The sequence below is a fragment of the Actinoplanes campanulatus genome, assembly GCF_014647795.1.
In the GTDB taxonomy this organism is placed as follows: Bacteria; Actinomycetota; Actinomycetes; order Mycobacteriales; family Micromonosporaceae; genus Actinoplanes; species Actinoplanes campanulatus.
The window spans coordinates 15730-41418 of sequence record NZ_BMPW01000032.1 but is presented as its reverse complement, the minus strand read 5'-3'; the positions used below and the strand labels follow the sequence as shown (position 1 = coordinate 41418).

General features: G+C 70.9%; 23 protein-coding genes. 17 read left to right on the top strand and 6 right to left on the bottom strand.

Annotation, left to right across the window (positions count from 1 at the left end; all coding sequences use genetic code 11):
• Positions 1-2352: an immune inhibitor A domain-containing protein gene (locus IEZ13_RS41140; protein ID WP_183225891.1), complete on the bottom strand. Its 2352-nt coding sequence runs from the start codon at positions 2350-2352 to the stop codon at positions 1-3.
• 286 nt (positions 2353-2638) lie between these two features.
• Positions 2639-4630, bottom strand: coding sequence for an acetate--CoA ligase (gene acs / locus IEZ13_RS41135; RefSeq protein WP_183225890.1), 1992 nt, complete (start codon positions 4628-4630; stop codon positions 2639-2641).
• Between the two features lie 212 nt (positions 4631-4842).
• Here acs and IEZ13_RS41130 point away from each other — a divergent pair, with 212 nt between their 5' ends.
• A complete protein-coding gene (locus IEZ13_RS41130) occupies positions 4843-5574 on the top strand; it encodes a Fic family protein (RefSeq protein WP_183225889.1) in 732 nt (243 codons plus the stop codon).
• 20 nt (positions 5575-5594) lie between these two features.
• Positions 5595-6071, top strand: coding sequence for a PH domain-containing protein (locus tag IEZ13_RS41125; RefSeq protein ID WP_183225888.1), 477 nt, complete (start codon positions 5595-5597; stop codon positions 6069-6071).
• Between the two features lie 503 nt (positions 6072-6574).
• Here the strand turns inward: IEZ13_RS41125 and IEZ13_RS41120 are convergent.
• Together IEZ13_RS41120 and IEZ13_RS41115 are read right to left on the bottom strand one after the other, a co-directional pair.
• On the bottom strand, positions 6575-7375 hold the full coding sequence (locus IEZ13_RS41120) for an HAD family hydrolase (protein ID WP_183225887.1): 801 nt from the start codon (positions 7373-7375) through the stop codon (positions 6575-6577).
• Positions 7376-7684: 309 nt separating this feature from the next.
• On the bottom strand, positions 7685-8041 hold the full coding sequence (locus IEZ13_RS41115; RefSeq protein WP_183225886.1) for an STAS domain-containing protein: 357 nt from the start codon (positions 8039-8041) through the stop codon (positions 7685-7687).
• A 229-nt stretch (positions 8042-8270) separates the two neighbouring features.
• On the opposite strand from IEZ13_RS41115, the gene ssd reads away from it, so the two are divergent.
• The 8 genes from ssd (at position 8271) to IEZ13_RS41075 (ending at position 13177) form a co-directional block, all read left to right on the top strand.
• Positions 8271-9320: a septum site-determining protein Ssd gene (gene ssd / locus IEZ13_RS41110; RefSeq protein WP_183226002.1), complete on the top strand. Its 1050-nt coding sequence runs from the start codon at positions 8271-8273 to the stop codon at positions 9318-9320.
• Positions 9317-10492, top strand: coding sequence for a TadA family conjugal transfer-associated ATPase (locus tag IEZ13_RS41105; RefSeq protein WP_183225885.1), 1176 nt, complete (start codon positions 9317-9319; stop codon positions 10490-10492). Before ssd ends, IEZ13_RS41105 begins: the two co-directional genes overlap by 4 nt.
• A complete protein-coding gene (locus IEZ13_RS41100) occupies positions 10489-11238 on the top strand; it encodes a hypothetical protein (RefSeq protein WP_229795682.1) in 750 nt (249 codons plus the stop codon). Before IEZ13_RS41105 ends, IEZ13_RS41100 begins: the two co-directional genes overlap by 4 nt.
• Positions 11235-11480 carry a hypothetical protein gene (locus tag IEZ13_RS41095; RefSeq protein WP_183225884.1) on the top strand — a complete coding sequence of 82 codons (246 nt, stop codon included), beginning with the start codon at positions 11235-11237 and terminating at the stop codon, positions 11478-11480. Before IEZ13_RS41100 ends, IEZ13_RS41095 begins: the two co-directional genes overlap by 4 nt.
• On the top strand, positions 11477-12175 hold the full coding sequence (locus IEZ13_RS41090; RefSeq protein ID WP_183225883.1) for a type II secretion system F family protein: 699 nt from the start codon (positions 11477-11479) through the stop codon (positions 12173-12175). The genes IEZ13_RS41095 and IEZ13_RS41090 overlap by 4 nt, the downstream gene beginning before the upstream one ends.
• 167 nt (positions 12176-12342) lie before the next feature.
• On the top strand, positions 12343-12471 hold the full coding sequence (locus IEZ13_RS41085) for a DUF4244 domain-containing protein (protein WP_221246146.1): 129 nt from the start codon (positions 12343-12345) through the stop codon (positions 12469-12471).
• Positions 12468-12830 (top strand): TadE family type IV pilus minor pilin, encoded by a 363-nt coding sequence (locus tag IEZ13_RS41080; protein ID WP_183225881.1) that lies wholly within the window; start codon positions 12468-12470, stop codon positions 12828-12830. Before IEZ13_RS41085 ends, IEZ13_RS41080 begins: the two co-directional genes overlap by 4 nt.
• Positions 12827-13177, top strand: coding sequence for an Rv3654c family TadE-like protein (locus tag IEZ13_RS41075; RefSeq protein ID WP_183225880.1), 351 nt, complete (start codon positions 12827-12829; stop codon positions 13175-13177). The genes IEZ13_RS41080 and IEZ13_RS41075 overlap by 4 nt, the downstream gene beginning before the upstream one ends.
• Here IEZ13_RS41075 and IEZ13_RS41070 read toward each other — a convergent pair.
• The gene (locus IEZ13_RS41070; protein ID WP_183225879.1) at positions 13164-15515 is read right to left on the bottom strand and encodes a DEAD/DEAH box helicase; all 2352 of its coding nucleotides are present in this window, start codon (positions 15513-15515) and stop codon (positions 13164-13166) included. The genes IEZ13_RS41075 and IEZ13_RS41070 overlap by 14 nt on opposite strands.
• A 113-nt stretch (positions 15516-15628) precedes the next feature.
• On the opposite strand from IEZ13_RS41070, the gene IEZ13_RS41065 reads away from it, so the two are divergent.
• From IEZ13_RS41065 to topA, 6 genes are all read left to right on the top strand, one after another.
• Positions 15629-15985 carry an STAS domain-containing protein gene (locus IEZ13_RS41065; RefSeq protein ID WP_183225878.1) on the top strand — a complete coding sequence of 119 codons (357 nt, stop codon included), beginning with the start codon at positions 15629-15631 and terminating at the stop codon, positions 15983-15985.
• Entirely contained in the window at positions 15982-16422 is a 441-nt protein-coding gene (locus IEZ13_RS41060; RefSeq protein WP_183225877.1) for an ATP-binding protein, read from the top strand. Before IEZ13_RS41065 ends, IEZ13_RS41060 begins: the two co-directional genes overlap by 4 nt.
• Before the next feature lie 315 nt (positions 16423-16737).
• Positions 16738-19161: a sodium-translocating pyrophosphatase gene (locus IEZ13_RS41055; RefSeq protein ID WP_183225876.1), complete on the top strand. Its 2424-nt coding sequence runs from the start codon at positions 16738-16740 to the stop codon at positions 19159-19161.
• Between the two features lie 165 nt (positions 19162-19326).
• Positions 19327-19857: a hypothetical protein gene (locus IEZ13_RS41050; protein WP_183225875.1), complete on the top strand. Its 531-nt coding sequence runs from the start codon at positions 19327-19329 to the stop codon at positions 19855-19857.
• A gap of 4 nt (positions 19858-19861) precedes the next feature.
• Entirely contained in the window at positions 19862-20593 is a 732-nt protein-coding gene (locus IEZ13_RS41045; RefSeq protein WP_183225874.1) for a hypothetical protein, read from the top strand.
• Positions 20594-20785: 192 nt separating this feature from the next.
• Entirely contained in the window at positions 20786-23596 is a 2811-nt protein-coding gene (gene topA / locus IEZ13_RS41040) for a type I DNA topoisomerase (RefSeq protein ID WP_183225873.1), read from the top strand.
• A 1-nt stretch (position 23597) separates the two neighbouring features.
• On the opposite strand, the gene IEZ13_RS41035 is transcribed toward topA, so the two are convergent.
• The gene (locus IEZ13_RS41035; RefSeq protein ID WP_183225872.1) at positions 23598-24893 is read right to left on the bottom strand and encodes a D-arabinono-1,4-lactone oxidase; all 1296 of its coding nucleotides are present in this window, start codon (positions 24891-24893) and stop codon (positions 23598-23600) included.
• Between the two features lie 161 nt (positions 24894-25054).
• Here IEZ13_RS41035 and IEZ13_RS41030 point away from each other — a divergent pair, with 161 nt between their 5' ends.
• Positions 25055-25684 carry a TetR/AcrR family transcriptional regulator gene (locus tag IEZ13_RS41030; protein WP_183225871.1) on the top strand — a complete coding sequence of 210 codons (630 nt, stop codon included), beginning with the start codon at positions 25055-25057 and terminating at the stop codon, positions 25682-25684.
• Positions 25685-25689 lie beyond the last annotated feature (5 nt).

Sequence of the window (25689 nt, the reverse complement as noted above, 5' to 3'; positions counted from 1 at the left end):
TCAGAAGACGGCGACCGTCATGGACGTGCCGACCTGGCTCAGCACCGCGATCTTGACGCCGGTCGCGGGGAGCTTGACGCCGTGGTTCGGCAGCTCCTCGTAGTAGTACTTGTCCTTGTCGTTGAAGACCGGGTTGCCGGGCAGCGGCTTGACCACCGACTCCACACCGTTGAGGTGCAGCTTCATCCCGTCGGTCGGGTAGAAGCTGAACGGCGCGTCGTACACCTGGACCCGCGACCGCCACGGAACCCCGTTCGGGTTCAGGAACGGCTTCGGGTGGGCGTCGATGTAGAGGTTGCGGCCCGCACCCGGGTGCTCGTTGGTGTTGTTGTCCACCTGCGAGGTGTCCCAGTACGAGATGAGCAGGCCCTGCTGGTAGTTGTAGTGCTCCACCCAGTCCGGCTTCGTGTTGAGGAAGCCGAAGTTGTACGGCCCGGTCGCCAGGTACTTGTCGTAGGACGTGTAGCTGCGGTAACCGGCGATGTAGTAGTTCGGGTAGCTCTGGGTGACGGAGGCGCCCACGATCGTGAACCCACCGAGCGTCCAGGACGAGGTGGCCTCGGCGCCCTCGGTGCTGATCACGGCGCCGTCGGCGGTGACGGTCAGCTCGTCGCCGAAGAAGCCACCCTCCGAGACGCCACCGTCGGTCACGTACCGCAGCCGGAAGTCGAACTTCTTGCCGGCGTACGCGTCCAGCGGAACGGTGATGTCGACCCAGGCGTCCTTGGTCGTGCCGCTGATCGCCGGAGCACCCGCGCCGTCCTTGACGAAGGGCGCGCCCGCGGCCGTACCGTCGAGCTTCGTCCAGTTCGCGCCGCCGTCGGTGGAGGCCTCGGCGTAGAGGTAGTCGTAGTCCAGCTCGATCGCGTAGCGGCCCTTGGCGCTGAAGCTCGCGGTCGTCTTGCCGGTCAGGTCGATCGGCGTGGACAGCGAGACGTTCAGGTCGTCGGCGTTGCCGGAGAAGAACTGCTTGGACCCGGCGTACGGAGTGCCGAGGTTGGTGGTGACCGGCTTGTCCGGCAGGTTCACCACGACGGCCTGCTTCTTCTTGGTGTTGTACTCCTCCGGGCCCAGGTTGACGACCTTCTTGGCGCCGGCCTTGACGGACTCGTAGTTGAGCCAGCCCAGCTGGAGCTTGTTCCACGCGCCGAGGTCGCCGGGGCGGGTGCCGATGCCCTGGTCGTTCTTGGCGCTGAGGCGGCTCTGCGCCATCAGCGTCCAGTGCTCGTTGTTGTTGTCGCCGCCCCCGCTGGTGTCGTAGTCGTCCGGCAGACCGAGGTCGTGCGCGTACTCGTGGACGAAGACGCTCAGGCCACCGTTCTCCGGCTGGATGGTGTAGTCACCGACCCACAGGCCACTCGTGCCGACCTGGGTGCCACCCAGCTTGTTGAAGTCCGGGCCGGTCGCCCCGGCGCTGCTGGAGTAGGCGTACCAGCGGTGGCTCCAGACCGCGTCCTCACCCTGGTACGGGTCACCGTCGGCCTGGTCGCCACCGGAGTGGACGATCTGGAAGTGGTCCAGGTAGCCGTCGGACTCGTTGAAGTTTCCGTCGCCGTCGAAGTCGTACCGGTCGTAGACGTCGTACTCCTTGAGCGCGGTGTTGATCTCGGCCTCGGTCTTGCCGGCCGCCTTCTGGTCCGCGTACCACTGGTTCACGCCGTCCCGGACCAGCGCCCACACGTTGGTGCAGTTGCTGCTCTCGCAGACGGCCGGGTCGTCGCCGTTGGTGTCGATCGGGTTGTCGTTCGACCGGCCGTAGCGGGCCTCGTTGTAGGGCACCTTGACCCAGTCGGAGACCTGTCCGTCGACGCTGTAGCGGCCGGACGACTGGCTCTCGAAGTAGGTCTTGACCGACTCGACGTCCTTGCCGGTGCCGAAGTACAGCTTCCGGAAGTAGTCCGGCGCGTAGTCCGCCTGCCAGACCGTGGAGTTGTCCACCGTCCGGTCCGGAGCCGGGATGGCGTTGTGCAGCGGGCCCTCGAAGGTCGACGGGCCGGCGAACTGCGTCGTCGTGTCCTGGTCCGGGTACGACGGATGCCGCGTGTTGCCGAACTCGGTCAGGATCACGAAGATCTTGTCGGTCTGTTCACGGCCCAGTTCCACGTACTGGTTCTTGCCGGGGTGACCGAAGCCCCCGTTGCCGTAGGTCCGGCCCAGATTGACGACCTTGCTGCCGTTTCGGGTCTCGACCTTGGCCTCGCCGCTGATCACCTCGGAGACTGCCTGCTCGCGCAACGCGCGGCGCTTCTCCTCAAGGGGGTTGGGCAGGTCATCAACGTGGGCCGCCTCGCCGGCCGCTGACGACGGGACTGGATCCGAGGGGGGTGCCGCTGCGACCATCGTCGGTGCCATCGCCCCGACACTGGTCACGACCGCGGCGCCAAGCAGCCCTGCGACCACCTTGCGCACTACGTTTACCTCCGTTTTCGATGCCGCGCTCCGGGTGTGGAGTGCGGCGTGAAACGGTCCCGGGGTTCGGGACTCAGGTGAACGTATGCAAACGAGCCGATGTTCGGGGAACTGAAAGCATATTGATGACCAACGGTTATCCAGTATGGCTTTGCCATACTGTCAATACCGGCATAAAAGACAGAAAGGCTGGCAGCGCAGACGCGCTACCAGCCTTTATGGACTGTCGTCAGTCCTCCGATTTGGCCGTCTGGAGACCCGAGGAGATCAGGTCCATGACGGCCGAGTCCTGGAGCGTGGTCACGTCGCCGAGCGACCGGTTCTCCGCCACGTCCCGCAGCAGCCGCCGCATGATCTTGCCGGAGCGGGTCTTCGGGAGCTCCGGAACCAGCATGATCTGACGCGGCTTGGCGATCGGGCCGAGCGTCTTGGCCACGTGGTCGCGCAGGTCCTTGATCAGGGCCTCGCCGGCGTCGCCCGTGGTGTCGACATTGCCGCGCGGGATGGTGAACGCGACGATCGCCTGCCCGGTCGTCGCGTCGGCCGCGCCGACCACCGCCGCCTCGGCCACCGCCGGGTGCGACACCAGCGCCGACTCCACCTCGGTGGTGGAGATGTTGTGCCCGGAGACCAGCATGACGTCGTCGACCCGGCCGAGCAGCCAGAGCGCGCCGTCCTCGTCCTTCTTCGCGCCGTCACCGGCGAAGTAGATCCACTCGTCCGAGGAGCCGGAGCCCGAGCCGGCGCCGAAACGGGACCAGTACGTGTCCAGGAACCGCTGGTCGTCGCCCCAGATCGTGCGCAGCATCGACGGCCACGGGTCACGCAGCACCAGGAAGCCGCCGCCACCGTCCGGCACCGAACGCGCCTCGTCGTCGACCACGTCGGCGCTGATGCCCGGCAGCGCGGTCATCGCCGAACCCGGTTTCGCGGCGGTCACCCCGGGCAGCGGGGAGATCATGATGGCGCCGGTCTCGGTCTGCCACCAGGTGTCCACGATCGGGGTGCGCTCCCGGCCCACGTGCTGCCGGTACCAGATCCACGCCTCCGGGTTGATCGGCTCGCCCACGCTGCCGAGGACCCGCAGGGACGACAGGTCGTACTTGGCGGGGATGTCGTCGCCCCACTTCATCATGGTGCGGATCAGCGTCGGCGCGGTGTAGAGGATCGACACCTTGTACTTGTCGACGATCTGCCAGAACCGGCCGCGGTCCGGGGTGTCCGGCGTGCCCTCGTACATCACCTGGGTCGCGCCGTTGGAGAGCGGGCCGTAGACGATGTACGAGTGCCCGGTCACCCAGCCGATGTCGGCGGTGCACCAGTAGACGTCGGTCTCCGGCTTCAGGTCGAAGACCGCGTGATGCGTGTACGACGTCTGGGTCAGATAGCCGCCAGTGGTGTGCAGGATGCCCTTCGGCTTACCGGTGGTCCCCGAGGTGTAGAGGATGAAGAGCGGGTGCTCCGAGTCGAACGCCTGCGCCTTGTGCTCCGGGCTGGCCTGCTCGACCGTCTCGTGCCACCACTTGTCCTTGTCCGTCCAGGCGACCTCCTCGCCGGTCCGGCGGACCACCAGCACGTGCTCGATGCGGTCGGTCCGGGCGACAGCCTCGTCAACGGTCGGCTTGAGCGCGGACGGCTTGCCACGGCGGTAGCCACCGTCGGCGGTGATCACGACCTTGGCGTCGGCGTCCTCGATCCGGGTGGCCAGCGCGTCCACCGAGAAGCCGCCGAACACCACACTGTGGGTGGCGCCGATCCGGGCGCAGGCCAGCATCGCGACCGCGGCCTCCGGAATCATCGGCAGATAGATCATCACCCGGTCGCCGGCGGTCACACCGAGGCCGGTGAGCGTGTTGGCCGCCTGGCTGACCAGCTTCTGGAGGTCGGCGTAGGTGACCGTGCGGGTGTCGCCGGGCTCGCCCTCCCAGTGGATCGCGACCTTGTCGCCGTTGCCGGCCTCGACGTGCCGGTCCACGCAGTTGTAGGCGATGTTCAGCTCGCCGCCGACGAACCACTTGGCGAACGGCGGGTTCGACCAGTCCAGGATCTGGTCCCACGGCTTCGTCCACGCGAGCCGCCCGGCCTGCTCCGCCCAGAAGGCCAGCCGGTCGGCGGCGGCCACCTCATACGCGTCGGCCTTGACATTCGCGTTCGCCGCGAGGTCGGCGGGCGGCGGGAACTGCCGCGTCTCCGAGGACAGGTTCTCCAGTGTCTCACTCATGAGGGCGGCTCCTCTTGCCGTGACCGGGGTCTCTCTCGTGCACACTAGTTGTGCCGGAGGATCCCGCGAAGTTTTGCGCCGCAGCCCGCGCCCGATGGTGTCGTGCGCGCGCTGACTGGCGGATTGATGCTCACTACTGCGCGAATCTTGCCATTTCCAAGCTCGTTTGTGCACCCCGTGGTTCCGTCCTTTTACCGGGTTACCGTGTTCAGGTGGATCCACTAGCACCCCTGCTCGACCTCGCCGACGTGGCGCCCGCCTTCGCGAGCGCGCGGGACGCCGTCGACGCCGCCCACCGCCATCGAGCCCTGCGCAAGCACGGCGGCCAGGTCGCCGCGGAGGCCAGCCTGCGCGCCGCGGTCGCCAGCGCCGCGCTCGACGGCAGCCGTTTCGACCTCGAAGAGGTGCGTGGCGGCACCGTCACCGATCCGGTCGTGCAGGGCGCGCTCCGGGTCGCCGAGGCGCTGCCCGGCCTGGTCGACCTCTGGCCCCGCGCGCCCCGTCAGGTGCTGGCCAAGCTGCACGTGCTCGCCGCCCGGGGCGTCGTCCACGACCACGACCTCGGCCGGCTCACCTCCGGCGCCGAGCGGATCGACGCGCTCGCCGGGCTGGTCGCCGGGAACGAGACCACCCCGCCCATGCTGCTCGCCGCCGTGGTGCACGCCGAGTTGATCACCCTGCGCCCGTTCGCCGGGCCGGCCGGCGTCGTGGCCCGGGCCGCTGCCCGCCTCACCCTGATCGGCCGGGGCTTCGACCCCCGCGGCCTGGTCACGGCCGAGGTGGGTCACCTTTCCCGAGAGCCGGAGTACGTGGGATCGGCCGGCGCCTACGCCACCGGCACCACCGACGGGGTGCGGTCCTGGCTGCGCCACTACGCCGCGGCGGTCACGGCCGGGGCCGAGGAGATCGTCGTCATCGGAGACGGTGTGCTGGCCGCGGTCTGACCGGCGGCATACTTTCCTACGTGGGTTCGCAGTGGGTCCGCCCGTACACGCCGGGTAACGGCCGTTGGCTCGTCATCGTCTGGGAGGCCGTCGCTCTCGCACTGCTCACCTGGGCCTCGATCCGCCAGTTCGACCTGATCGGGCACGGAGTGCGGGCGGTCGCCTGCACTCTGGCCGCGGTCTGGGTGATCGGCGCCTGGCGGATCCTGCGGCACGGCGTCTACGTGAGCAGCGACGGCGTGCTCATCCGCGGCCTGCTGCGCTCGCGGAGCATGCGGTGGCACGACATCGCCGGTGTGCACCTGCACCAGTCCATCCACAAGCTCGGGCGGTGGGAGTTGCAGAACGACACCACCGTGCTGATCGAACGGCACGACGGCGCAACGGTGAACACCGAACTGTGGGCGCGGGGCGTCGACTTCCACTCCCGGCCGAAACTCTTCCGCGCCGTCTACCAGGAGATCCGCAACCGGCACCGGGCCGCCGCCGAGAACTGACCGGTAAGACATGAGGAGCCGGCGTCCCTCGCGGGGGCGCCGGCTTCGCGCGTCCGGACCGGGTTATCAAGCGTGCACCTGAGTCGTTGTCGACGGTCCTGGCGCTCTTTCGAGCGGAGGTCCCGCCGCAACGTGCCTGCCGTGGCTGATCGCGCGTGGGTTCCCGGTGGCCGTGCACGGTGCCCGATGTTTCCGGGCCCGCGAGTCATTTCTACGCCGCCCTCCGCTTGATCACCAGATTTCGCCCAAAAAGAGGCCCCGTCAGGCGAATGCTCAGACCGATTTCCCGCCACTCAACCACCACGAGCCCGGTACCGCCCGCAGAGCGACCCGGATCTCCACGGCTGGTCGTGAGCGCTGTCTCGCGGCTCTTGAGACAGCCCTGACAACCAGCTGGACCACCCACTCACGCCCGGCGGGCGCGGCATGGTCTGGAGTGGCAGGAGGTCGCGGGTCTGGTACGGCGGGTTCGAGTAGCCCGTACGAGATAAGGGGTTTGATCTTCAGGCGACGGAGGCGCGAGTTCGGCGATGGCGGCCGTAGAGGGCGAAGCCGATCGCGACGCCGACGCCGACGCCCAGGGCCGCGGCGACCGGCACGGCCGGGCGGTCGCGCAGGCGCTTTCCGAGGGGTACGGGGTTGCGGAACTCCATGATCGGCCAGGACCGGAGCGTGGCCACCCGGCGCAGGGCGCGATCGGGATTGACCGCGCTGGGATGACCGACCGCCTCGAGCAGAGGGAGGTCACTGCTGGAGTCCGAATAGGCGTAACACTGGCTCAGGTCGTAGCCCCGCTCCTCGGCCAGCCGTTTCACGCCGACGACCTTGGCCGATCCGGCCGAGTAGAACTCGACGGCCCCGCTGTACCGCCCGTCGGCGATGGCCATGCGGGTGGCGATCACGTCGGTGATGCCGAGCAGCGCGCCGATCGGGCGGACCATCTCGTCGCCGGACGCGGAGACCAGCACGACATCGCGGCCGGCCGCCTGGTGCTCGGCGATCAGAGCGGCCGCCTCGGCATAGACATAGGGGTTGATGAGATCGTTGAGCGTCTCCGCGACGATCTGCTGCACCTGCTCGACCCGCCAGCCCTTGCAGAGGGCCGCCATGTAGTCACGGGTGCGGGCCATCGACTGCTCGTCGGTGCCCCCGCCGAGCCGGAACATCAGCTGCGCATAGGCGGTCTTCACCACGTCCCGGCGGCTGATCAGCCCATCACGATAGAACGGCCGTCCGAAAGCCAGCGCGCTGGACTTGGCGATGACGGTCTTGTCGAGGTCGAAAAACGCGGCGCTGAGGCCCACGGGCCGAAAGTGTAGCCGCAACATGCTCGAAACGACTGCCCCGAACGCGGGACGCGCTTGTTCGTGACGCGCTGTGAAAACGGTCAGACGGGCAGGAGGCGTTGCAGGGACCCCATTCGGTACTCGACGGGGAACCCGATCCTGAGGCAGACTTGTGTTTGCTACCGGGTTGTGTGTTGCTGTCGTTGCGCCCGGTGATTTCGGCGCTCGGTGATTGCGCCCCCCGCGATCACCGAGTTGATTCGGCTCGACCCCCCCGGAGCCGAATCCCAGGGCGGCCCCCGTCTCCCCCGACGGGGGTCGTTCCCGTTAGACGCCGGAGGCCCGGCTCGGCTCCTCGTCGCGGTCGTCATGGATGAGACCGAAGAGGTCGGCCAGCCCGGTCACCGACAGCACCCGCCGGAACGTGTCGCTCGGATTGACCACCTCGAAGGTGACGCCCTTGGCCTCGGCGGTGCGGTAGCCCTCGATCAGCGCGCCGAGCCCGGTCGAGTCGATGAAGGTGGCGTCGCGCAGGTCCACCCGGACGGCCGCCGGCGACCAGTCGGTGATCGCGTCGTGGATGCCCAGAGCCACCGTGCCGGAGTTGGCGAAGTCGACCTCGCCCAGCACCGTGACCGTGACCGATCCGTCATCGGCGCGCGTGGCCCGGATCGAGTTCTCCATAGCGACTCCATCGGTCCGTGTGGTACCCGAAGATACCCAACTCGGTCACGCGCATGCCTGCGGCTTATCAGATCATCGCCGTGCGTAGCGGTTGTCCACAGGGCTTGTGGTTATCCACAGGCGAGGCCGGTGGTGGTTGTCGCGGCCGTACGGGCTCGGCGACGGTGGGCGCCCAACCCCGCCGTCCCCCGCTGGAGACCCGATGCCCGCTCCGCGCCGCCCCCTCATCGTGACCGCCGACCAGGACCTGCTCGACGACCTGCTGCGCCTCGCCGCGGCCGGCGGATGCGAGGTCGAGGTGGCGCCCGACCCGGCCACCGCCCGGGCCCGCTGGACCGGTGCCCCGATGGTGCTGGTCGGCGCCGACCAGGTGGCCGCCTGCCTCCGGGCCCGGCTGCCCCGGCGGTCCCGGCTCATCCTGGTCGGCCACCCGGAGACGATGCAGCCGGCCTTCCAGGTGGCCGACCTCATCGGCGCCGACAACCTGGCGGTTCTGCCGGAGGCCGACCCCTGGGTGGTCGACCAGTTCGCGGGGCTCACCGCTCCGCTCGCCCCCTCGCGGACCCTCGCGGTGATCGGCGGCCGCGGCGGCGCCGGGGCGAGCATCCTCGCCACCGGGCTGGCCACCACCGCGGTCCGGGCCGGCCACCGCACCCTGCTGGTCGACGCCGACCCGCTCGGCGGTGGCCTCGACCTGGTGCTCGGCTGGGAGCAGGTGGGCGGGATGCGCTGGTCGGCCCTCGCCGGAGCGGACGGGCGGGTCGACCCGCCCACCCTGCTCGGCGCCCTGCCGCACCGCGGGGACCTGGTGCTGCTCTCCTTCGACCGGGACGAGCTGCCCGGAGTGCCGGTCGAGGCGATGGCGGCCGCCCTCGACGCGGCCCGCCGCGGCCGCGACGTGATCGTCGCCGACCTGCCCCGGCAACTCGACGACGCGGCCGTGCTCGCGCTCCAGGCGGCCGAGCGCGCGCTGCTCGTGGTGCCGGCCGAGCTGCGGGCCACCGCGTCGGCGGCCCGAATCGCGGCCACCGTGTCGGTCCACTGCGACGACGTGGCGGTGGTGGTGCGCGGCCCGGCGCCCGGCCGGCTCAAGGCGCGCGACATCGCCCGGGCGCTCGGCCTGCCGCTGGCCGGGACCCTGCGGCCGGAGCCCGGTGTCTGCCAGGGCATCGAACGCGGTACGGCGCCGACGGCCGACGGGAAGGGGCCGCTCGCCGACCTCTGCCGGCGGCTGGTCGGCGAGCTGATGGGGACGGGTCCGAAGGCGGCCGCAGCATGAGCGAACTTGCGAGCGACCGGGTCACGGATCGGGTGCGGCGCCGGTTCGCGTACGAGGGGGTGGAGGCGACGCCGGCCGCCGTGGTCAGCGCCGTCCGGCAGGAGACCGCGGTGCTCGGTGACACCGCCGTGCTCCGCCTCGCCGGGCGGGTGCGTGACGAGCTGATCGGGGCCGGCCCGCTGGCGCCGCTGCTGGCCGACCCCGCCGTCACCGATGTGCTGGTCAACCGGCTGCACGTGTGGGTGGACCGGGGCGCCGGGCTGGAGCGGGCGGCGATCCGGTTCGGTGACGGCGACGAGGTGCGGCGGCTGGCCCAGCGGCTGGTCGCGGCCTGTGGGCGACGGCTCGACGACGGGCAGCCGTTCGCCGACGCCCGCCTCCCGGACGGCACCCGGCTGCACGCGGTGCTGCCGCCGATCGCCACGGACGGGCCGTACCTGTCGTTGCGGACCTTCCGGCAGCGGCCGTTCAGCCTCGAGGACCTGGTTCGGCACGGCACCGTGGAGACGGTCGCCGCCGAGGTGCTGGCGGCCGTGGTGACGGGGCGGCTGGCGTACCTGGTGACCGGCGGCACCGGCAGCGGCAAGACCACGATGCTCGCCACCCTGCTCGGGCTGGTGCCGCCGACCGAGCGCATCGTGCTCGTCGAGGACGCCGCCGAGCTTCGCCCGGTGCATCCGCACGTGGTGGCGTTGCAGGCGCGTACCGCCAATGTGGAGGGCGCCGGTGCCGTCGGGCTGACCGACCTGGTCCGGCAGGCGCTGCGGATGCGACCCGACCGGCTCGTCATCGGGGAGTGCCGGGGCGCCGAGATCGTCGACCTGCTCGGCGCGCTCAACACCGGCCACGACGGCGGCGCCGGGACGCTGCACGCCAACGCGCCCGGGGATGTACCGGCCCGGCTCGAGGCGCTCGGCCTGCTCGGCGGCCTGCCCCGGGCCGCGCTGCACGCCCAGGTCGTGGCGGCGCTCCAGGTGGTGTTGCAGGTCCGGCGGACCGGTGCGGGCCGGTTCCTGGAGTCGATCAGCGTGCTCGTGCCGGCGGGGGAGGAGCGGTTGGCGACCGTGGTGCCGGCCTGGCAGCGCGACCGCGGCCCCGGCCCGGGCGCCGGGGTGCTGGCCCGGCTGCTCGCCGAGCGGGGGATCACGGTCCCCGAGGTGCTGCGGTCGTGACCTGGGTGCTCGTGACGTTGCTGGTGACGGGCGTGTTCCTGGTCGCCGGACCGGAACGTGGGGCGCGGGACCGGCTGCCCGGGCGGCGGGCCCGGCTGGACCTCACCGGGGTGCGGCGGGTGCTCTTCGCCCTGCTCGGCGGGCCGGAGTGGCGGCTCGCCCTCGGCGCCGCGGCCGTCGCCGGAGTGGCCGCCGGATCGGCCGGCGGCCCGGTCGCGGCGGTCGTGGCGAGTGCGTACGCGGGACTGGCGGTCCACGAGTGGCGACGCCTGGACCGGCGGAAACGCGGCACGGTCCGGCGGATGGCGACCCTCGACGAGCTGACCTCCCTGGTGGCGGACCTGCGGGCGGGCATTCCGGCGGCCGTGGTGGCGGCCGCGTCGGCGAGCGGAGCCCGGCTGGCCGGGGACGAGCGGATCCAGCAGCTGACCGGTGCGGTGTGGCGGCTCGCCGAGCACACCGGGGCGCCGGCCGCCGACCTGCTCGAGCGGATCGAGTCGGACGCGCGGGAGACCGGGCGTCTCACCAGGAAGGCGGGTGCCCAGGCGGCCGGGGCCCAGGTGACGGCCGGGCTGCTGGCGGTGCTGCCGTTCGCCGGGATCGGCGCCGGGTATGTGCTGGGCGGCGACCCGATGGACGTGCTGCTGCACACGCCGGGCGGCGCCGGGTGCGCGATCGGGGCGCTGATCCTCCAGTGCTGCGGCCTGAAATGGGCACAGCGCATCGGCGAGCGGGTGCTGCGGTGACGCCGGTGTGCGGCGTGGCGGAGCTGCTGCGCCCCGGTGGGCCGGTCCGGGTCCCGTTGCGGGAGTGCTGCGCGGCGGCACTGGTCGGAGCGGGCGGTGAGACCTCGGCGTGCGCCGCGGCGCGGGTCGGACCGGGACGGGCGGCTTTCCCGGCGGGGGTGGACGCCGTTGCTGCTCCGGCTGTTCGGCGGGCGACCGGGCCGGACGGTGACCGCGGGCAACCTGCCGAGGTGGCGCGATGACCGGGATCGTGGTGGCGGGTTGTGCGGCGCTGGCCGCCGGGCTGCTGATGTTTCCGGCCGGCCGGCGACGGCTGCCGCGCCCCCGCTCCGGGCGACCGGGCGGGCGGCGGACCGGGGTGCTGCTGTCGGTGCTGGCCGGGCTCGCCGTCGCCGGCCTCATCGGCGGCCGGTGGGGTGTCCCGCTGGGTCTTGCGGCCGGCCTCGGGACGGAGCGCTTCCTGCGCGCCCGGGAACCGGCCGAGCTCCGCCAGGAACGCGCCGAGGCCCTGGCCGACCTGCCACTCGGCGCGGACCTGCTGGCGGCCGCATTGCAGGGAGGCACGTCGGTGGACCGGTCGATCGCCGCCGTCGCGGACGCCATGGGCGGTCCGCTCGGGGACCGGCTCCAGCGGGTCGCCCGGTCGCTGCGGCTCGGTGCGAGCCCGGCCGAGGCCTGGGCGCACCTGGCCGGGGTGCCGCAGAGCGAGCGGCTGGTCGCCGCGGCCGTCCGGTCCAGCGCGAGCGGCGGTGCGCTGGCCGGTGCGCTGGAACGGTTCGCCGGTGACCTGCGGGCCGAGCGCGCCGTCGAGAACGAGGCCGCCGCCCAACGCGCGAGTGTCCTCATCGTCCTTCCGCTCGGGCTGTGCTTCCTGCCCGCCTTCGTGCTCGCCGGCCTGGTGCCGTCGATGGTCGCGATTCTTCGCGACGTGCTGTGAACCCGGCACGGCGTGTCCGGCGCCGTGCCCGACGTCGCGATCTTCCGTGACGTGCTGTGAAACCCGGCACGGCGTGTCCGGCGCCGTGCCCGACCGACCGAGGAGGTCCAGTGCACAAACTCATCGCCCACTACCGGCGGCTCCAGGCGGAAGCCGGGGACGCCGGGATGAGCACCGCCGAATACGCCGTGGGCACCATCGCCGCGGTGGCCTTCGCCGGTGTCCTGCTCAAGGTCATCACGAGCGGGACCGTGCAGTCGGCGTTGAGCGCGCTCATCGCCCGGGCGCTGAAGTGAGACGGCGCCGGTGGTCCGGCCGGGACCGGGGTTCGTTCACCGCGGAGCTCGCGGCCGGGCTGCCGGCGCTCATGGTGCTGCTCAGCGCCGGCATCACGGCCGTCACGGCGGTGGCGACCCGGATGCAGTGCCTGGATGCGGCCCGGGAGGCCGCGCTGTCCTCGGCCCGGGGCGAGCCGTCCACGGCGGCGGGCCGGATGGCTCCGGAGGGTGCCGCCATCCGGGTGTCGGAGGGCGGGGAGACGGTCACGGCGGAGGTGTCGGCACCGGTCCGGATCCTCGGGGCGGATCTGCCGGGGATGACGGTCCGGGCCAGCGCGTCCGCGGCCCGCGAGCCGGAGGGGGAGGCTGTCCGGTGAGAGACCGGGGCTCGGCGTCGATTCTGGTGGCGGGCGTCGGATCGGTGCTGGTCGTGCTGGCCGCGGGCCTGGCCACCGTCGGCGCTGCCCGGGTGGCCCGGCACCAGGCCAAGGTGGCGGCCGACTTCGGGGCGCTGGCCGGGGGAGCGCACGCCATCGAGGGGCAGGCGGCGGCCTGCGCGGTGGCACGGCGCTACGTCGAGGCCAACGGGGCGAGCATGTCCGGCTGCGTCGTCTCGGGACTGGAGATCGTGGTCCGGGCCGAGGTCCGGTTCCGGTTCGCTCCGGCCGGCGCGGAAGCCGCCTCCCGGGCGGGGCCGGTCTCCGTTGTGACTATTCCCACATGACTGGTGCGGGTGGTGAAGGAGGGAGTGCGCCCAGGACGACGTCGAGCACCTTCACGGCGTCCTCCTTGTTCAGCGGATTGTTGCCGTTTCCGCACTTCGGGGACTGCACGCAGGACGGGCAACCGGCCTCGCACACGCACGACGCGATCGCCTCCCGGGTCGCCCGCAGCCACTCCGCCGCCGTTCCGTAGGCCCGCTCGGCGAACCCGGCACCCCCGGGATGCCCGTCGTAGACGAAGACGGTCGGCGCCTCGGTGTCGGCGTGACCGGCGGTGGACAACCCGCCGATGTCCCACCGATCGCAGGTGGCGATCAGCGGCAGCAGGCCGATCCCGGCGTGCTCGGCGGCGTGCAGCGCCCCCGGGAACTCGCTCGGCTCCACCCCGGCCGCGGCCAGCGCCTGCGGCGAGACGGTGAACCAGACGGCCACCGTGCGCAGTTCGCGTACCGGCAGGTCGAGCGGGCGGGTGTCGATGACCTCGCCGCTGCCGATCCGTCGCCGCTGGTAGGACACCACCTGGTTGGTCACGTCCACCTCGCCGAGGAACAGGCCGACCGGGCCGGCGTCCACATACGACCGCACGTTCACCACCGAGAGGTCGGTGACGTCCCGGGCGTGCGTGGTCCAGTCCGGCTCCTCCTGGTGGACCAGTGCGATCGCGTCCTCCAGGTCGAGGTCGTCCACCACATAGGACACGCCCTGGTGCAGGTAGACCGCGCCCGGGTGGAGCATGGCGTGCGACGAACCGGGGTCGACCGTGCCGAGCAGCCGCCCGGTCGACGATTCGACGACCGCCACCGGCGCCCCGCCGGTGCCGCGCAGGTCGACCTCCGGCCGCCCACGATGGATCCAGTACCACCCGGACGGCCGCCGCCGCAGCAACCCCTCGGCGACCAGCCGCTGCACGATCCCGCTCGCCGCGTCGCCGAAGAGGGCCAGGTCGGCGTCGGTGAGGGGCGCCTCGGACGCGGCGCAGCACAGTTGCGGACCGAGCACGTACGGGTTCGCCGGGTCGAGCACTGTCGCCTCGACCGGCCGCCCGAACACCGCCTCCGGATGGTGCACCAGGTAGGTGTCGAGCGGATCGTCCCGGGCCACCAGCACGGCGAGCGCCTCGCCACCGGCCCGCCCGGCCCGGCCCGCCTGCTGCCACAGCGACGCCCGGGTGCCCGGGTAACCGCAGATCAGCACGGCGTCCAGCCCGGCCAGGTCGACGCCGAGCTCCAGCGCGTTGGTGGAGGCCAGCCCGAGCAGCTCCCCGGAGAGCAGCGCCCGTTCGATGGCCCGCCGGTCCTCCCGCAGATAGCCGCCCCGGTAGGCGGCGACCCGGTCACCGAGCCCGGGCACCGCCTCGTCCAGCGACTGCCGGGTCAGTGCGGCGACCACCTCGGCCCCGCGACGGGACCGGACGAAGGCCAGCGTGCGTGTGCCGGCCACGACCGCGTCGGTGAGCAGGTCGGCCGTCTCCCGCAGGGCGGACCGCCGGATGGGGGGCGCCTCCTCGGCGGAGTCCTCGAAAGTGGGGAGCAGCGGCGGCTCCCACAGGGCGAACGTGACGGCGCCCCGCGGGGAGGCGTCGTCGGTCACCGCGGTCACCGGGAGCCCGGTCAGCCTCGACGCCGACCCGGCCGGATCCCCGGAGGTGGCGGAGGCCAGCACGAATGTCGGGGAGGCGCCGTACCGGGCCGCCGCCCGGCGCAGTCGTCGCAGCACGTGCGCCACGTGCGAGCCGAACACCCCGCGGTACGTGTGACATTCGTCGATCACCACGTACCGGAGGCGGCGGAGGAAGACCCCCCACCGGTTGTGGCCCGGCAGCAGGCTGTGATGCAGCATGTCGGGGTTGGTGAGCAGAAAGCGCGAGTGCTGCCGGATCCACTCCCGTTCCTCGCGTGGGGTGTCACCGTCGTAGGTGGCCGGCCGCACCCCGTCCAGCCCGAGCCGCATCAGACCGCGCAGCTGATCGGCGGCGAGCGCCTTGGTGGGTGACAGATAGAGCACCGTCGCCTTAGGGTCCGTGGCGAGCGTGCTGAGTGCCGGCAGCTGGTAGGCGAGCGATTTGCCCGATGCCGTGCCGGTGGCCAGAACGACGTGTGTGCCCTCCCGGGCGAGGGTGGCCGCGGCCGCCTGATGCTCCCACGGTGCGGCGATCCCCTGTGCGACGAGGGCGTCACGCACCGCTGGATCGGTCCAGGTGGGCCACGGCGCCGGGCGGCCCTCGCGAGCGGGGACCCGCTCGATGTGGGTGACCGGCGAAACCGCTGTGCCGTTGGTGCGGGCCCGCAGCCGGTGCAGCAGTTCAGCAGGACCGAAGGCGGTGGAGGTCACGCATTGCACTGTGACACCGGTATGCCCCGAACCTCAAACGGGTAGGACGGTGGGTGCCATGCGTCAGCCCCGATCGGTCGGTGGTTAGATTTCGCGGGGGGAGAGATCAGGGAGGAGGACCGATGGAGCTGTCACTCACGACCCGGACCGTCGCCGAGCACACCGTGCTCGAGGTCGGCGGTGAGGTGGATGTTTACACCGCCCCCCGATTGCGCGAGCGGCTCATCGAGCTGGTCGACGCGGGCGCCCGTGATGTGGTCGTCGATCTGGAGCGGGTCGACTTCCTCGACTCGACCGGCCTGGGTGTCCTGGTCGGCGCCCTGAAGCGGCTGCGTACCGCGCACGGAACCTTCGGCCTGGTCTGCGCCAAGGAGCCGCTTCTCAAGATCTTCCGGATCACCGCTCTGGACCAGGTCTTCCCGATCTTCCCAACGGTCGATGCGGCCACCGAGCGCGACGGCAGCGGTCCCACTTCGTGATGGCAACCGTTCGGCTCTCCTTCTCTCCGGCCCCGGTGCATGTGCGCACCGCCCGGCTCGTCGGCGTCGCCGTGGCCCGGCGTGCCGGCGTGGCGGAGGAGCTGCTCGACGAGGTTCGGCTCGCCATCGGTGAGGCCTGCACCCGGGCGGTCACCCTGCACCGCCAGTACGGCCTCACCGATCTCGTCACGATGGAGATGTCCGACTCGGATTCGTACACGGTCCGGGTCATCGACCACGCCCCGATCGAGGCGAGCGTGGGCCTGGCCAAGCTGCCGCCGGACGAGCTGGCCGCGGAGAACCTCACCGACGACGCGCTCACCACCGGTGTGGGTTTCGCGCTGCTCGCCGGTTTCGTCGACGACCTGCAGGTGCGCCCGGTGGACGACGGCCCGGGCACCGAGGTCCGCATGGTCTGGCCGGTCACCCGCCGCTGACGCGACACCCCTCGCCGCCATGTCCGTTTATGGACGAAATTTCCGGAAATAGGGTTAAAATTGGGTGCGGGCTTGCGTCCTGTCAAACGATCCCATCTACCCGGGATCGACGGTGGCCTAACATAGCGGCGATCATCGCCGGAACACGCCTGGTGCTACATGTGACGACCAACACGTAAGCCCTATACAGTACGCGAGTTATCAGCTACTGCTGGCCCGCGTCCGCGGGTCTGGTCGTCGTTCCCCGGGCTCCCCGGGGAACGCGCCCGGGGGCTTCGTCCGCCGTCCGGGCGCCATCGGTGTAGGAGGACAAGGATGTCCGGGACCTCGATAGACCTCGCCGCTGATGGCGGTGGAGTGTCCCTGAGTGGATCAAACGTCACATTCGTCATCGTTGCCCTGGTGTTCGCCCTGGTGGCCCTGGGCTTCGCCGCCGCGTTCGTCCAATCGGTACTGAAGGCCGAACGCGGCACCCCCAAGATGCAGGAGATCGCGGGCGCCGTGCAGGAGGGCGCCTCGGCGTACCTGTTCCGGCAGTTCAAGACCCTCGGCATCTTCGTCGTCATCGCGGTCGTTCTGCTGTTCCTCCTGCCGGTGCACGAGACGGACAACGAGACCTGGGTCAAGATCGGCCGCTCGCTGTTCTTCATCGTCGGCGCGGTGTTCAGCTCGTTCATCGGCGGCGCCGGCATGGCGTTGGCCACCCGGGCCAACCTGCGGGTCGCCGCGGCGGCCGGGGAGCAGGGCGGCCGGGAGAAGGCGATGGGCATCGCCTTCCGTACCGGTGGTGTGGTGGGCTTCCTCACCGTCGGCCTCGGCCTGTTCGGCGGCGCGCTGGTCGTGCTGATCTTCCGCGGCGACGCGCCCACCGTCCTGGAGGGCTTCGGCTTCGGCGCCGCGCTGCTGGCCATGTTCATGCGGGTCGGCGGCGGCATCTTCACCAAGGCCGCAGACGTCGGCGCCGACCTGGTCGGCAAGGTCGAGCAGGGTATTCCGGAGGACGACCCGCGCAACGCCGCGACCATCGCCGACAACGTGGGCGACAACGTCGGCGACTGCGCCGGCATGGCCGCCGACCTCTTCGAGTCGTACGCCGTGACCCTGGTGGCCGCCCTGATCCTGGGTTCGGCCGCGTTCGGTCAGGACGGCCTGATCTTCCCGCTGATCGTCTCCACGGTCGGTGTGCTGATCGCGATCATCGGTGTCTTCATCACCCGTCTGCGGCCCAGTGACCGTAACGGCCTCACCGCGATCAACCGGGCGTTCTACATCTCGGCAGCTCTCTCCGCGATCGCGGTGGCCGTGGTGAGCTTCGTCTACCTGCCTGACAGCTTCGCCGGGTTCGGTGACGCGGGCATCGCCGAGGACATCCTGAACAGCGGTCAGGACCCGCGGATCGTCGCGGTCGGCGCGGTCGTGATCGGTATCGTGCTGGCCGCCGCCATCCAGGCGCTGACCGGCTACTTCACCGAGACGAACCGGCGCCCGGTGCAGGACATCGGCAAGTCGTCGCAGACCGGTCCGGCCACCGTGATCCTGGCCGGCATCAGCGTCGGCCTGGAGTCGGCGGTCTACTCGGCGCTGCTGCTCGGCGCGGGCGTCTTCGGCGCCTTCCTGCTGGGCGGCTCGTCGCTGACGCTGTCGCTGTTCGCTGTGGCGCTGGCCGGCACCGGCCTGCTCACCACGGTCGGCGTCATCGTGGCGATGGACACCTTCGGCCCGATCTCGGACAACGCGCAGGGCATCGCCGAGATGTCCGGCGACATCGACGAGCGGGGCGCCCAGATCCTCACCGAGCTGGACGCGGTCGGCAACACCACGAAGGCGATCACCAAGGGCATCGCGATCGCGACCGCGGTGCTCGCGGCCACGGCGCTGTTCGGGTCGTACACCAACAGCCTGGCCAGCTCGATGGCCAGCGCCGGGGTGACGGACGTCGGCGCCGAGATCCTGGCCCAGCTGAACATCTCCAACCCGCGGGCGCTGGTCGGCCTGCTGGTCGGTGCGGCCGTGGTGTTCCTCTTCTCCGGTCTGGCCATCAACGCGGTCTCCCGCTCGGCCGGCGCGGTCGTGATGGAGGTCCGCCGCCAGTTCCGCGAGTTCCCGGGCATCATGGACGGCACCCAGCGTCCGGAGTACGGCCGGGTCGTCGACATCTGCACCCGGGACGCGCAGCGTGAGCTGCTCACCCCCGGTCTGCTGGCGATCACCGCGCCGATCGCGGTGGGCTTCGGCCTCGGCCCGGGCGCGCTCGCGGCGTACCTGGCCGGCGCCATCGGCACCGGCACCCTGATGGCGGTCTTCCTGTCCAACTCCGGCGGCGCGTGGGACAACGCGAAGAAGCTGGTGGAGGACGGCGCCTTCGGTGGCAAGGGCTCCGAGGCGCACGCCGCCACGGTCATCGGCGACACCGTCGGCGACCCGTTCAAGGACACCGCCGGTCCGGCGATCAACCCGCTGCTCAAGGTGATGAACCTGGTGTCGCTGCTGATCGCCCCGGCCGTGGTGACCTGGAGCTACGGCGCGGACGCGAACACCGCCCTGCGGGTCGGTGTCGCGGTCGTGGCGGTCGCGATCGTCGCGACCGCGGTGTTCTGGAGCAAGCGCAAGCCGGTCACGATGGGCGACGAGCCCTCCGCGGCCGCGGCTGCCGCCGCTGTCGGTGCGGCCGACACGGCCAAGGCCGTCCAGGATGCCCGCGCCACGGAGTCGTCCCGGGTGAAGGACAACGTCTCCTGAACCAGGTCCGACAAGGACGAAAGGCACCCGGCTCGGCCGGGTGCCTTTCGGCACACCATTTCAAGGTGGCTTCGAGCCCCGCGGTGGCGGCCTCGCCACGTTGAAAAAGTTTGGTGACTCGATCGAGGTGTGTGGAGTGTCCGGCCCTAGTCGTACCCTGCTTCCATGCGCGCGGTCCGACCGATCACCCTGGCCCTCGTCCTCGTGCTCGCCGCACCCTTGGCCGGCTGCTCCAGCCGACCCGGTGCGCAGGCCTGGGCGGCGCTGGTGTGCACCGCTCTGAGCCCATGGCGCAGCGAGATCGACACCCTCACCAGCCGGACACAGCAGCAGATGACGGCTGAGACCACACCCGCCCAGGCGAAGGAGAACCTGGCCCGTCTCTTCAACGGCGCGGAGAGCGCCAGCGAGGAGGCGCGGGCCGGCGTGCAGCGGGCCGGTGTCCCCGACGTGACAAACGGCGAGGAGATCGCCGACGGCTTCCTGGGCTCGCTCGCCGGCATCCGGGACGCCTACGGCACCGCCCGCACCGGCATCGAGGCGCTGGCCACCAGCCCGGCCAAGTCCTTCTACACCGAGGTCGCCCGGGTTGTGGAGAAACTCACCACGGATTACGAGCGCAGCAGCCTGGACACCACGAGTCTGGAGTCGGTCGAGCTGAGACAGGCCTTCGACTCCCTGCCCGAATGCCAGTGACCGGATGTCCGAGACCGGCTGGCCGCTGATCCCGCGCGAGGAGCTGCCCCCACCGATCCCGGTGGAGCGGAGGCCCGCTCAGCGCGGCGTGCCCAGCGAGCCGGGCGGGCGCCAGCTGTCGATGTTCAGCGCCGAGACCACCGAGCCGTCACCCGCCGATCTGGCCGGCCTGCTGGCCGGGCCCGGCCGACTCGGCCGGATGGGGGGCACGGCCCGCGTCTCGGTCCGGGTCGATGCCGCCTGGCGGGTCCACGTCCTGGTCACCGAGCTGGCCGCGCGCGGCCTGAGTGCCACCTGGGCTCCCCTTCAAGACGATGGGGTACGAGGAGAGCACCCCGAAGTCACGGAAGAGGCGATCGACACACCCGAGCCGGAGGATCCGCCCCGCCCGATCTTCGAGGTGCGTACGGCGTACTCCCGGAGGTTGAATGGTCTTGCCCGCGCCTGGCCGGAGGCATCCGCGCAGCTCTTTCTCTCCGGGCCGCGGATGCGGCTCTGGGTGGCGGCGGCCGGTGAGCCCCTGCCGGGTGGGTTCGCCCTGGGTCTGGACCCGGCGAAGGATCCGCACGGGGTGGCGGCCGCGCTGGTCCGGGCCGGTCTGGCCGGCCGCGTGTCGGATGATGGAAGTCGGTGGCTGATCACCGGTCGCAGGCGTCTGCGCCGGCTCCGTGAGCTGGTGGGGGAGCGTCCTTCATCCGCTCCGGATGAGTTCTGGCCGGGCAGCGTAGTCGCATGATCTTCCGGGATTGTGTCCGACATAACAGTGTCTTCCCGGTGTACGGTGTCGCGGTCAGACGCATGCGGTGGCCGGACCGTTACCATCCGACTGCGGGGTTCCCTGGGAATGCAGTCTTGTCCGGCGCGTTACGTTGAACGTCTGTGCTCCGCCGGACGGAGCAGGGAGCGCTGAAGGTCAATAAGGAGTGCCGTGCCGAGTGACACCAGGACGACCCGTCTGGTCATCGTCGAGTCCCCGTCGAAGGCCAAGACGATCGCCGGTTACCTGGGCCCCGACTATCTGGTCGAGGCCTCCGTCGGCCATATCCGCGACCTGCCGAAGAACGCCGACGAGGTGCCCGAGGCGTTCAAGGGGCAGCCTTGGGCGCGGCTCGGCGTCGACGTCGACAACGGCTTTCAGGCGCTCTATGTGATCTCCGAGAGCCGCAAGCAGCAGGTGGCGAAGCTCAAGCGCCTGGCCCGGGAGGTGGACGAGATCTTCCTCGCCACCGATGAGGACCGCGAGGGCGAGGCCATCGCCTGGCACCTGGTCGAGACGATCCAGCCCAAGGTGCCGATCAAGCGGATGGTCTTCCACGAGATCACCAAGCCGGCCATCCAGGCCGCCGTGGCGAACCCGCGGGACATCGACCGTTCCCTGGTGGATGCGCAGGAGGCCCGCCGCATCCTGGACCGGCTGTACGGCTACGAGGTCAGTCCGGTCCTGTGGAAGAAGGTCATGCGCGGCCTCTCGGCGGGCCGTGTGCAGTCCGTCGCCACCCGCATCGTCGTCGAGCGTGAGCGGCAGCGGATGGCCTTCCGGACCGCGGAGTACTGGGACATTCTGGCGAGCCTCGCCGTGCAGGGGCAGGTCGAGGGCCCGCGCACGTTCCAGGCCACCCTGATCGCGCTGGACGGCGACCGCATCGCCACCGGCAAGGACTTCGAGCCCACCACCGGGCAGCTCAAGGCCGGCTCCACCGCGGTGCAGCTGGACGGCGACGGCGCCCGCGGGCTGGCCGCCCGTCTGGAGGGCCGCCCGTTCACCGTCACCCGGGTCGAGGAGAAGCCGTACCGCCGGCGGCCGTACGCGCCGTTCATCACGTCGACGCTCCAGCAGGAGGCGGCCCGCAAGCTGCGCTCCTCCTCGAAGGAGACGATGCGTACGGCGCAGAGCCTGTACGAAAAGGGCTATATCACCTATATGCGTACGGACTCGGTGAACCTTTCCGAGACCGCCGTGGCCGCCGCCCGCCGGCAGATCGCCGAGCTGTACGGGGCGAACAACGTGCCGCCGCAGCCGCGGAAGTACACCACCAAGGCCAAGGGCGCGCAGGAGGCGCACGAGGCGATCCGCCCGGCCGGCGACAACTTCCGCACCCCGGGCGAGGTCGCCAAGGAGCTGACCAGCGCCGAGTTCAAGCTCTACGAGCTGATCTGGCGCCGGACCATCGCCTCGCAGATGACCGACGCCGTCGGCAACTCGGTGAGCATCCGGATCCGCGCCGTCTCGTCGTCGAACGAGGAGGCCGACTTCGCGGCATCCGGCAAGACGATCACCGACCCCGGTTTCCTCCGGGCGTACGTGGAGTCGTCGGACGACGAGAACGCCGAGGCCGAGGACGCCGAGCGGCGCCTGCCGAACCTGGTGAAGGACCAGCCGCTCACCGCCGACCAGCTGACCGCGACCGGCCACAACACCGCGCCGCCCGCCCGCTACACCGAGGCGTCGCTGGTCAAGGCGCTGGAGGAGCTGGGCATCGGCCGCCCGTCGACGTACTCGTCGATCATGCAGACCATCCAGGACCGCGGCTACGTGGAGAAGCGCGGCCAGGCGATGATCCCGTCGTTCCTGGCGTTCGCGGTGATCGGCCTGCTCGAGGGGCACTACCCGCGGCTGGTGGACTACAACTTCACGGCCGCCATGGAGGGCCAGCTCGACGACATCGCGGCCGGCGACGGAACCCAGCTCGCCTTCCTCACCTCCTTCTACTTCGGCAGCTCGGAGTCCGGGGCGGACGAGGAGATCGCCAAGGCCGGCGGCCTGAAGAAGATGGTCACCGAGAACCTCAGCGCGATCGACGCCCGCGAGGTCAACTCGATCCCGCTCTTCGTCGACGAGGAGAACCGGCGGGTCGTCGTCCGGGTCGGCAAGTTCGGCCCCTACCTGCAACGCCGGCTGGTGGGCGGCGACGAGGACACGCCCGAGGACAAGGCCTCGCTCCCGGATGGCATCGCTCCCGACGAGCTGACCCCGGAGAAGGTGGCCGAGCTGTTCCTGGCCGGCAACGGCGACCGCGAGCTGGGCGACGACCCGGTGACCGGCGAGCCGGTGGTGGTCAAGTCCGGGCGCTACGGGGCGTATGTGCAGAGCGGCGAGCGCAGCTCGTCCCTGTTCGCCTCGCACTCGCCGCAGACGCTCACCCTGGAGCAGGCGCTCCAGCTGCTCACCCTGCCCCGGGTGGTCGGCAAGGACGCCGAGGGCAACGAGATCGTCGCGCGCAACGGCCGGTACGGGCCGTACATCTCGCGCCTGAAGGACTCCCGCTCGCTGGAGAACGAGGACCGGCTCTTCACCGTCACCCTGGACGAGGCGCTCGCCCTGCTGGCCGCGCCGAAGACCCGTGGGCAGCGGGGTGCGCCGAAGCCGCCGCTGGCCGAGCTGGGCCCGGACCCGGTGACGCAGAAGCCGATGGTGGTCAAGGACGGCCGGTTCGGGCCGTACGTGACCGACGGCGAGACCAACGCCACCCTGCGCCGCGGTCAGACCCCGGAGGAGCTCACCCCGGAGCAGGCGTCCGAGATGCTCGCCGAGAAGCGCGCCAAGGGCCCGGCGCCGAAGAAGAAGGCCGCCGCCAAGAAGGCCCCGGCCAAGAAGGCGGCGGCCGCGAGTGGCGAGACGCCGGCCAAGAAGGCGCCGGCGAAACGCGCCACCGCGGCGAAGAAGACCACGACCGCGGCGAAGAAGGCGGCCCCCGCGAAGAAGGCCGCCCCGCGCAAGGCGGCCACCACCGCCGAGTAGTTCAGCTGCCCAGGACCCTCACCAGGTAGTCGTTGGTGAAGACCCGGTGGGGGTCCAGCCGGTCGCGGACGGCCAGGAAGTCGTCGAAGCGGGGGTACGCGGGACGCAGTGACTCCGCGTCCCGGTAGTGCAGCTTGCCCCAGTGCGGCCGGCCGCCCAGCGGCGTGCACAGTTCCTCGAAGGCCCGGAAGTACGGCTCGTACGGGCTGCCGATGAACTGGTGCACCGCGATGTAGGCGGACTCCCGGCCGTACCCGTGCGACAGCCACACGTCGTCCGGCCCGGTGAACCGCACCTCGACCGGGAACTGCACCCGGAACGGCAGCGCGTCCAGCAGTTTCGGGAGCGCGGCGATCACCTCGGGCAGGGCGGCGCGCGGGACCTCGTACTCCATCTCGGTGAATTTGACCCGCCGGGGTGAGCAGAAGACGCGGTCGGACCGGCCGGTGTAGGTCCGCGGGCTGAGCGCGCGGGCGGAGACCGCGCTGATCGCCGGCACCGTGGCCGGGAATCGCCGGCCCACGGTGCAGACGCCCTGCAAGACGGTGTTGGACAGGAAGTCGTCGTCGAACCAGCCCCGGAACCGCGACAGCGGCCGGTCGTCGGCCTCCACCCGGCGGTTGCGTTTGAGCTGGGCCCGGTCGGTGTACGGGTACCAGAAGAACTCGACGTGGTCGTCGCTCGCGATCCACTCGTCCATCCCGGCCAGGATGTCGGCGAGTGCCATCGGCCGCTCGTCGGCGAGCAGCGTGAACGCCGGAACGCACCGCAGCGTGACGTCGACCAGCACACCGAGCGCGCCGAGCCCGAGCCGCACAGCCGGAAACTCGGGATCGCCGGCCGCGAACCGTTGCACCGTCCCGTCGCCGGTCACCATGGTCACGGCTTCGACGCAGGACGCCAGGGTGGAGTAGGCGATCCCGGTGCCGTGCGTGCCCGTGGAGATGGCCCCGGCGACCGTCTGGGCGTCGATGTCGCCCAGGTTCGGCATGGCCAGCCCGTGTTCGGCCAGCACCTCGTTGAGTGTGGACAGCGGCATTCCGGCCTGTACGGTCACCAGTGGCCCGTCGACCGCCACCAGCCCGTCGAGCCGGTGCACGAACATCCGCTGGTCCTCGGCGACGGCGATGGGCGTGAACGAGTGACCGCTCCCGACCACCTTGATCCGGCGCCCGCTTTCCACGGCCTGCTTCACTTGACTGGCGACCTCATCGACGCCGCCGGGGAGCAGCACCTCAGCGATCGATTCCTGGTTGCGCCCCCAGTTGCTCCAGCGGCGGGAGTTGACGCTAGTCATTCCGGGCTTTGTCCTCCGTCCGAGCGGACACCGGCACACGGCGTCCCGTCGATGCGGCTCGCTCGTTGATCCGAGTAACGTTCGATTTAACGATGAGATTTATTCATGACGTTGAAAGATGGTCGTGGATGGATCTCACTGCGGAGAGGGAGTGGCGACGCGTGTCGACACCAACCGTCAGCACCGGCCCGCTGCGGCGGGTTCCGGTGCAGGGCAGAAGCGTGGCCCGGGTCCAGCGCATGCTCGACGCCTGCGCCGAGCTGGTGGACGAGGTGGGCTATGAGGGCTTGACCACGACGCTGCTCGCCGAGCGCGCCGAAGTCGCCATCGGTTCGGTCTACCAGTTCTTCCCGGACAAACGGGCCATCGTCCAGGCCCTCGCGCTGCGCAACATGGACGCGTATTTGCAGAGTCTGTCGGACCGGTTCGCCAGCGAGACCTTCACCCATTGGTGGGACGCGGTCGACGGAGCCATCGACGCCTACATCCACATGCACCGCAGCGTGCCGGGTTTCCGGACGCTGCACTTCGGTGACGTGGTCGACCTGCACCTGCTGGACTCGGACCGGGACAACAACGCGGTCATCGCCGAGCGCCTGGCCGAGCTGCTGATCGAGCAGTTCAACCTGGCCGACCGGACCCGTCTGCGGTTCGCCCTGCAGATCTCGGTCGAGGCGGCGGACGCGCTGATCAAGCTGGCCTTCCGCCGGGACGTGTCCGGGGACGAAGAGGTGCTGACCGAGGCCAAAGCGTTGATAAGGGAATACCTGCACCGCCACGTTTCGGCCTGAGCCTT